This window comes from Hydrogenophaga sp. FG152 (assembly GCF_057809615.1).
Genome location: NZ_JBMDKH010000012.1, coordinates 169,204 through 176,534 on the forward strand (window position 1 = coordinate 169,204; position 7,331 = coordinate 176,534).

Annotated in this window: 8 protein-coding genes and 1 pseudogene; 6 read left to right on the forward strand and 3 right to left on the reverse strand. The window is 66.8% G+C overall.

Going from position 1 to position 7,331, the window contains the following annotated elements:
- Positions 1 to 56 precede the first annotated feature (56 nt).
- The 4 genes from ACODTB_RS15870 to ACODTB_RS15885 all read left to right on the forward strand — a co-directional run bounded on the left by ACODTB_RS15870 (position 57) and on the right by ACODTB_RS15885 (position 3,487).
- Positions 57 to 1,043: a Bug family tripartite tricarboxylate transporter substrate binding protein gene (locus tag ACODTB_RS15870; protein WP_291117212.1), complete on the forward strand. Its 987-nt coding sequence runs from the start codon at positions 57 to 59 to the stop codon at positions 1,041 to 1,043.
- On the forward strand, positions 1,040 to 2,329 hold the full coding sequence (locus tag ACODTB_RS15875) for a TolB-like translocation protein (protein WP_291117215.1): 1,290 nt from the start codon (positions 1,040 to 1,042) through the stop codon (positions 2,327 to 2,329). Before ACODTB_RS15870 ends, ACODTB_RS15875 begins: the two co-directional genes overlap by 4 nt.
- A gap of 64 nt (positions 2,330 to 2,393) precedes the next feature.
- Positions 2,394 to 2,930, forward strand: a complete 537-nt coding sequence (locus tag ACODTB_RS15880) for a dihydrofolate reductase family protein (protein ID WP_291117218.1) — start codon at positions 2,394 to 2,396, stop codon at positions 2,928 to 2,930.
- Positions 2,927 to 3,487 (forward strand): TetR/AcrR family transcriptional regulator, encoded by a 561-nt coding sequence (locus ACODTB_RS15885; protein ID WP_291117221.1) that lies wholly within the window; start codon positions 2,927 to 2,929, stop codon positions 3,485 to 3,487. Before ACODTB_RS15880 ends, ACODTB_RS15885 begins: the two co-directional genes overlap by 4 nt.
- Positions 3,488 to 3,498: 11 nt before the next feature.
- Here the strand turns inward: ACODTB_RS15885 and ACODTB_RS15890 are convergent, their stop codons facing one another.
- Complete coding sequence (locus tag ACODTB_RS15890; protein WP_291117224.1) at positions 3,499 to 4,278, reverse strand: IclR family transcriptional regulator domain-containing protein; 780 nt, start codon at positions 4,276 to 4,278, stop codon at positions 3,499 to 3,501.
- A gap of 218 nt (positions 4,279 to 4,496) precedes the next feature.
- Here ACODTB_RS15890 and ACODTB_RS15895 point away from each other — a divergent pair, with 218 nt between their 5' ends.
- Both ACODTB_RS15895 and ACODTB_RS15900 read left to right on the forward strand, forming a co-directional pair.
- Positions 4,497 to 5,381, forward strand: coding sequence for a tripartite tricarboxylate transporter substrate binding protein (locus ACODTB_RS15895; RefSeq protein WP_291117225.1), 885 nt, complete (start codon positions 4,497 to 4,499; stop codon positions 5,379 to 5,381).
- An 11-nt stretch (positions 5,382 to 5,392) separates the two neighbouring features.
- Positions 5,393 to 6,586, forward strand: a complete 1,194-nt coding sequence (locus ACODTB_RS15900; RefSeq protein WP_488929467.1) for an FAD-dependent monooxygenase — start codon at positions 5,393 to 5,395, stop codon at positions 6,584 to 6,586.
- Positions 6,587 to 6,739: 153 nt separating this feature from the next.
- Here the strand turns inward: ACODTB_RS15900 and ACODTB_RS15905 are convergent, their stop codons facing one another.
- Positions 6,740 to 6,937, reverse strand: coding sequence for a hypothetical protein (locus ACODTB_RS15905; RefSeq protein WP_063570105.1), 198 nt, complete (start codon positions 6,935 to 6,937; stop codon positions 6,740 to 6,742).
- A 99-nt stretch (positions 6,938 to 7,036) separates the two neighbouring features.
- Positions 7,037 to 7,276: pseudogene (locus ACODTB_RS15910) on the reverse strand (Tn3 family transposase); the annotation flags it as partial.
- Positions 7,277 to 7,331: the final 55 nt, after the last annotated feature.

Below are 7,331 nucleotides of genomic sequence, written 5' to 3' on the forward strand. Positions count from 1 at the left end.
GATCCCTAGACTTTCTCCCAGGCCCCACCCCGAGGGCCCTCACAGGAGCACCATCCATGACCACCCGCATCCCTCGCCGCACCCTCGCCGCCGCCGGCCTGGCGGCCCTGGCCCTCGGCCCGCTGGCCGGCACCGCCGGGGCGCAGGACTTCCCGAACCGCCCCATCCGCATCATCGTGCCGTTCACGGCCGGCGGCAGCTCCGACGTGCAGGGGCGACTGCTCGCCGACCACCTGGGCAAGCTCTACAAGCAGTCCGTGGTCGTGGAAAACCGGCCCGGCGCCGGCGGGCACATCGGCGGCAAGGCGGTGGTCGACGCACCCCCCGATGGCTACACGCTGATGCTTGGCTCCATTGGCCTGCATGCCACCTATGGCGTGTACAGGAAGCTGCCCTACAACCCCGCCACCGACTTCAAGGTGCTGACCATCCTGGCGGAAATGCCGCATGTGGTGGTGGCCAATGAAGCGCTGGCCGTGACGGACCTGAAGTCGCTGATTGCCCTGGGCCGCAAGTCGCCCGACGCGCTCAACTTCGGCTCAGCGGGCGTGGGGTCGTCCGTGCACATGATCGGCGAGCTGTTCAAGGCCTCGGCCGAGGTGCCCATGACCCACGTCGCCTACAAGGGGAGTTCCGCCGCGTTGAACGACTTGATGGGCGGGCAGATCCAGCTCATGTTCGAAAACCCGCCCACCGTGCTGGCCCACGTGCGCAACGGCCGGCTGAAGGCGCTGGCCGTCACGGGCAAGACCCGTTCTCCGGCCCTGCCCGACGTGCCCACCGTGGCGGAAGCCGCCATCCCGGGGTTCCTCGCGACCTCCTGGACCACGGTGGCCGTGGGAGCCCAGGTGCCGGATGCGCTGGCGAACAAGCTGAGCAACGACATCCGGGCCATCGTCTCCTCACCGGCGTTCACGCAGGCGCTGGCCGCGCAAGGCATGACGCCCGTGGCCAACACCCGCGAGGCGGCCACCCGCTTCGTCGCGGCCGAGAAACAGCGCTGGGACGGCATCATCGACAAAGCGAAGCTGGTGGCCGAATGACGAGCAACCCGCAGGCACCCTGCGCGGTGCGCCGGGTCGGGTCAACCGACCAGCATTACTTTTTTGGCTACTACAACAAGAGCAACTGGCACCGCGGCGGCCGCTACCTGCTGGCGCAGCAGGTGCCGTTCAAAGACGCACCGCTCACGCCCGCGCTGGAGGCCGGGATCGGCTATTTCGACCTGCAGGAGGGTGCGCGATTCCGCGAGCTCGATCGCACCCGCGCCTGGAACTGGCAGATGGGCAGCCAGCTGCAATGGCTGGATGGCCTGGGCGGGCGCCAGCTGATCTACAACGTGAGAACCACCGACGCCAAGGCCCGCTACCCCCACTTCGGTGCGGTCATCCTCGATGCCGACACCGGCGAGCGGCGCAGCCTGCCGCTGCCGGTCTACGTCGTGGCGCCGGACAGCCGCTACGCCCTGTGCGTGGACTACCGCCGGCTCTACCTCACCCACGAGACCATCGGCTACAGCGAGCCGGGCGCCCCCTTCGACCTGCCACTGGCCCCAGCCGAGGACGGCATCCACCGCATGGACCTGGCGACGGGCGAATCGCGCCTGCTGGTGAGCTACCGGCAGCTGCGCGAATTCCATCCGAAGCCATCGATGGACAAGGCCATCCACTGGGTCAGCCACATCGAGGTCAATCCCTCGTCCACGCGCGTGCTCTTCCTGCACCGCTGGACCGAGCGGATCAAGGACGAGACCTGCTTCCTCCACCGCCTGATCACCATGAACCCCGATGGCAGCGGCATGCGGCTGCTGGAGTGCTCGGACCACCCCCTGCCGCAACTGGACGAAGCCTTCGACCCCAGCGCCGTGGGCACCTTCGACTACGAGAAATCCGAGTACCAGATCTCGCACCCGCTGTGGCGCAACGACCGCCAGGTCATCGTGTGGGGGCCACATGCCGGCGAGATCCACTACCACCTGTACGACGACGCCGAGGGCGGCGCGGTGCAGGTGGTCGGGCGCCACGTGCTGACAGAGAACGGCCACATGACCTTCTCGCCGGTGGACGACCGCTGGCTGCTGAGCGACACCTACCCGGACGCGCGCACGCACGAGCGGGTCCTGTTCCTCTACGACATGCAGACCGGCGCCCGCCACGACCTGGGCTCCTTCCACGCGGACCCGACCCTGAGCAAGGAAAACCGCTGCGACCTGCATCCGCGCTGGAGCCGGGACGGCAGCCAGATCTGCATCGACTCGGTGCACGGGGAAGGCCGGCAGATGTACATCGTGGACGTCGGTCACCTGACGGGGGTGGGCCAGGACCGGTGAGGGTGTGCCTTGTGTTCGATCCGTGTCCGGACAATAATATACGCCGTACAAATAAGGACGCCGAATGACCACCGCACACGTTTTCATCGCCACCAGCCTGGACGGCTTCATCGCGCGCCAGGACGGCGACATCGACTGGCTGCTGCAACGCGACGATCCCGCCGAGGACCACGGCTACACCGCGTTCATCGCTGACAAGGAGGTTGTCGTGATGGGCCGGGGCAGCTTCGAAAAGGCGCTGAGCTTCGACACCTGGCCCTACGACCGACCCGTGCTGGTGCTGTCCCAGCGGTTGGCCGACGCGCCCGTGCCCGAGGCGCTGGAGGGCAAGGTCCGCTTCTCCAGCCTTGCGCCCCGGGACGCGATGAAGCACCTGGCCGAACAGAATGTGCGCCGGGTCTATGTGGATGGTGGGCAGGTGGTGCAGTCTTTCCTGCGCGAGGGTTTGATCGCCGACATGGTGGTCACCACGGTCCCTGTGCTGATCGGGTCGGGAAGGCCGCTGTTCGGCGCGTTGGCACAGGACGTGGCCTGGCGCCTGGTGGCCAGCCGCAGCTTTCCTTCCGGCCTCGTGCAATCCACCTACCGGCTCGCCCCATGAACCGACCACGGGGACGCCCGGCCCAGGGGACGGGGGTGGCCCGCGACCACATCCTGACGGAGGCGCTGGCTCTGCTCGATGAAAGCGGTGGGCAAGGCCTGACGATGCGCGCTCTGGCCACGCGGCTGGGCGTCACGCCGATGAGCCTCTACCACCACGTGGAGAACCATGCCGGGCTGCTGCGGGCGCTGTCGGACCGCGTGTATGCCGAGGTGCTGGAGGGTGCGCCAGGGCTGGCCGCCCCTCGAGCAGATCTGCAGGCGATCCTGACCCGCTACCACGGCGCCGTGGGCCGCCATCCGCAACTGACGCTGGCCATCTTCGCCACGCCGGAGGCCTTTGCCGGGGTGACGCGCCAGATCACCGATCGCCTGGGCCTGCTGCTGGCGCAGATCACGGCCGAGCCCGACCTGTGGCGCGACGTGCTGGTGGACCATGCCCACGGCAGCGGCTTGGCCCTGGCCTCGGCCCACGGCGATCCCAAGCGGGCCCAGGCCCTGCAGGCGGACTACCGGCAGGCCCTCGACCGCCTGCTGGACCGTTTGACGGCGCCCTGACGGCGCCGGGCTCAATCGAAGGTCACCGTCGCCCTCAGCTCGTCCCTGGCTTCCCGGATCGCGGCCAGGTGCGCGGCCCGAAAGGCTTCCATCGACATCCGCTCCGCGCGCACCGACAGGCTCACTGCGGCGATCGTCTTGTCGGAGATGCTGGAGATCGGCACCGCGATGGAGCGCACGCCCAGCTCCAGCTCTTCGTCGCACTCGGCCCAACCGAAGGTCCGGCAATGCTCCACCTGGCCCGTCGCGGAGGCGATGTCCTGCACCGTCTTCGGCGTCCAGGGGTCCAGGGGTGTGGTGGCGAGGTAGCTCACCACGTCCTCGCGGGGCAGCGTCGACAGCACCGCCCGGCCCAGTGCGGAGCAGAAAGCCGGCAGGCGCGACCCAATGCCCAGCCCGGTCGACAGCGTGCGCCGACCCGTGGACCTGGCAATGATCAGAACCTCGTGGTCCAGCAGCAAGCCCAGCGAAGCGGATTGGCGCGTGCGATCGGCCAGCTTGTCGAGCACCGGTTGCGCCACCTGGGGCGCCGGCCTCGACATGAGGTACGACCTGGCCAGCAGCAGGGTGCGCGGCGCCACCCAGAAACGTTTGCCATCGCTGTGCAGGTAGTCGAGTTCGTGCAGCGTCAGCAGAAGCCGGCGCGCCGTGGCCGGTGTGTAACCCGTGAGACGCGCCACTTCAGACAGGTTCAGCTTGGCGTGCTTGCGCTCGAAGCAAAGCAAGACCTTCAGCCCCTTCTCCAGGGACGCGATGAAATCGCGCGGGTGCGATCGTTGGGCGTCGGTCATGGGCGCATTATTGCGCAATGCGCAAAACCGCATTGCTTCAGAACGGCCCTGTCGACAGAATTCGCTGGCTGTTCCGATGCCTCACCCGACCAGGGGAGCGCCGGGCAGGCTCCCCCAACTTTCCAGAGCGCCCAACCATGATAAAGAGACGACAACTTCTAGGCATCGCACCGCTGCTGGCGGTCCCCCTCCTCTCGCGTGCGAACGACTATCCCCGCATGCCCATCAACCTGGTGACGCCGCTGGCCGCGGGCGATGCGGCGGATCGGGCCGCGCGCCTGATGGGGCAGGAGCTTTCGAGGTTGCTGGGCACCGCGGTGACGGTGGCGAACCGCCCCGGTGCCGGGGGCTCCCTGGGCACCCAATCCGTCATCCGTGCGCCCAAGGACGGCTACACCCTGCTCTACGCGCAGAACAGCCCGCTGACCATCCGGCGCGTGATCGAACCGGATGCCGCCAACTACGATCCCTTGAAGGACCTCGTGCCTCTGGCCTTGACCACCCGCAGCCCTTCGGTGCTGGTGACCTACAAGGACGCGCCCTTCAAGACCGTGAAGGAGATGATCGAGCAAGCATCCAAGAGCGCCCACGGCATCCGCATCGGCAACGCCGGTCCCGGCTCCGTCGGCGAGATCAGCGTGCAGTTGATGAACGCGGCCGCAGGCGCCTCGTTGAGCTCCGTGAACTACAAGGGCGCGGCACCCGCCGTCACCGACCTGCTCGGCGGCCACATCGACGCCGTCGTTCTGGCGCTGGGGGCGGTCAGCGCCCATATGCGCACCGGCGCGTTGCGCGCCCTGGCCATCTCCTCGCCCTTCCCCGAGTTTCCCAACGTACCCACGCTGCGCCAGGCGGGCTACAAGGCCGACCTTCTGGGCGTGTGGTTCGGTTTCTTCATGCCCGCTGGCGTTCCCAAGGATGTGCTCGACAAGATCGTCCCCGCCCTGGAAGAGGTCGCCCGCAACGCCAGCATCTCGGCGCAGCTGCTGCCGGCGGGAATCGTGCAGGAATGGGGCTCAGCCAGGGCCCTTGCCGAAGAAATCACCAACGAGTACCGGGCCGTCAGCGAGTTGCTCGGCCCGGCGTCCAAGAACACCAAATGAAAGCGGTTGTGATGTCAAAGGGTATTCATGTGGCCGTCGTGGGCGGTGGCATCGGCGGTCTCGCCGCTGCGGTCGCGCTGCGCCATCGGGGGATCAGCGTCGCGGTGTACGAACAGTCGGGCGTGTTGCGGGAGGTCGGTGCGGGCATCTTCGTCTACCCCAACAGCCTGAGGCAGCTGGAGCGCATGGGCCTGGGCGATGCCCTCGCCCGCGTGGGCGCCAAGGTCGGCGCCGGGTCCGAGTACTACCGCATGGACGGCACGGTCGTGGGCAAGATCCTGACCACCGACTCCAGTGGCTGGAGCGGCATGTACGGCATGCACAGGGCCGACATCCTGAAGGTGCTGGCGGACGCGCTTCCATCAAGCTCGATCCACACCGGCCATCGGTGCGTCGACTTCAGCCAGGACGAGCACGGCGCCCGCCTGGTCTTCGAGAACGGCCATGTGGCGACCGCCGATGTCGTGATCGCCGCCGACGGCATCAACTCGGTCTTGCAGAAACACGTCGTCGAACCGTCCGCCCCCGAGTACGCTGGCTTCCGGGCGTACCGGGGCCTGCTCTCCGCGGACAAGGTCCCCGAGTGGCGGCGCGAGGCGCACCAGGTCTGGATGGGCGATGGCAAGCACTTCATGGTGTTTCCCGTCCGCGGTGGCGAACTGGTGAACTACGTCGGCTTCGTGCCGACGACCAGCGAGACCGCCGAGTCCTGGTCCGCCATCGGCGACCGCGACGAACTCGCCGCCTCGTTCGCCGGATGGGATCCCCGCGTGACCGGCCTGCTGGACAAGGTGGAGACCTGCTTCTGGTGGGGCCTGTACGACCGCAAGCCGCTGGGCCAATGGGTGAATGGACGCCTGGCATTGCTGGGCGATGCCGCCCACCCCATGCTGCCCCACCTGGGCCAGGGCGCGAACCAGGCCATCGAAGACGGCACGGCCTTGGCCGTTCTGCTGCAGACCTGCGCCGAAGGCCGCTCCGTGGAGGACGCGCTCAAGCGCTACGAGGCGCTGCGCCGCCCGCGCACGTCCATGGTGCAGGCAGAGGCCCGCAAGAACGGCATGCGCTACGACTCCAAGTACGCGGATCTGGGCCAGCGCGATCGGGAGATCGCGAACTCCGCCACGTTGCGCAAATCGCTCTACGACCACGACATCGAGAAGGAAGCCCTCGAATCCTTGAGCCTCGATGGGGTGTCGGCCTGAGCGCCCAGGCGTCGCATCGCCGCCTCCATTCGGGGGCGGCGTTGGCGACGACGCTTATTCCCACTCGATTATCTATAGTCACAAAACCATGTTAAATATCAATGACTTACAATACGGCAACCAACTAATGCCATGAATAATGCCATACTCAGATCAAGAGGATGAACACTGCCTTCGCTGTTGACGGGCAATGGCCTGCTCCAGAGTCTCCCCAGGCTGCCATCCGTACAGGTCGCGGACGCTCTTCGTTCTGGCATGGCCGGGAGGCTTGAACTCGTAGCCGGCAGCAGCCATCTCGGCGGCCATGTCCTCGGTGATGAAGAACGGTTCGTTTTCTTCGTTCAGTTTCATGCTGACACCATAGCGACGTTCTAAAAACCAGAAGTCTATCCACCTCCCTCCCAGCCGATCAGTCAAGGGGTCGCCTCAGAAAACGGAAAATAAAGCACGCTAAGCCGGTTGCAGCGGTCGTAGCGGCCTGAACTTGCCCGCGCCGATCTTGGCGCTGCTGCGCCAGAGGTAATCGCCGGTGAGGTTGATGTGCTCCCAACCGAGCGGCGACAGGTACTGCAACAGCGCGTCATCAACGGCATGGCCGTTGCCACGCAGCGCGTGCGCAGCCCGTTCCAGATAGACCGTGTTCCACAACACGACGGCAGCCGTTACCAGATTGAGGCCGCTAGCCCGGTAGGGGTCTCCTCGTTTTCAGTGCAATAAGTGACGGTACGAAAAGCTAGCACTGGCG

Excerpts from the sequence above, each read along its gene's own strand:
- ACODTB_RS15905 (WP_063570105.1), bottom strand. The coding sequence starts at position 6,937 with ATGAAACTGAACGAAGAAAACGAACCGTTCTTCATCACCGAGGACATG.
- ACODTB_RS15895 (WP_291117225.1), top strand. The coding sequence starts at position 4,497 with ATGCCCATCAACCTGGTGACGCCGCTGGCCGCGGGCGATGCGGCGGAT.
- ACODTB_RS15885 (WP_291117221.1), top strand. The coding sequence starts at position 2,927 with ATGAACCGACCACGGGGACGCCCGGCCCAGGGGACGGGGGTGGCCCGC.
- ACODTB_RS15875 (WP_291117215.1), top strand. The coding sequence starts at position 1,040 with ATGACGAGCAACCCGCAGGCACCCTGCGCGGTGCGCCGGGTCGGGTCA.
- ACODTB_RS15880 (WP_291117218.1), top strand. The coding sequence starts at position 2,394 with ATGACCACCGCACACGTTTTCATCGCCACCAGCCTGGACGGCTTCATC.
- ACODTB_RS15900 (WP_488929467.1), top strand. The coding sequence starts at position 5,393 with ATGTCAAAGGGTATTCATGTGGCCGTCGTGGGCGGTGGCATCGGCGGT.
- ACODTB_RS15870 (WP_291117212.1), top strand. The coding sequence starts at position 57 with ATGACCACCCGCATCCCTCGCCGCACCCTCGCCGCCGCCGGCCTGGCG.
- ACODTB_RS15890 (WP_291117224.1), bottom strand. The coding sequence starts at position 4,278 with ATGACCGACGCCCAACGATCGCACCCGCGCGATTTCATCGCGTCCCTG.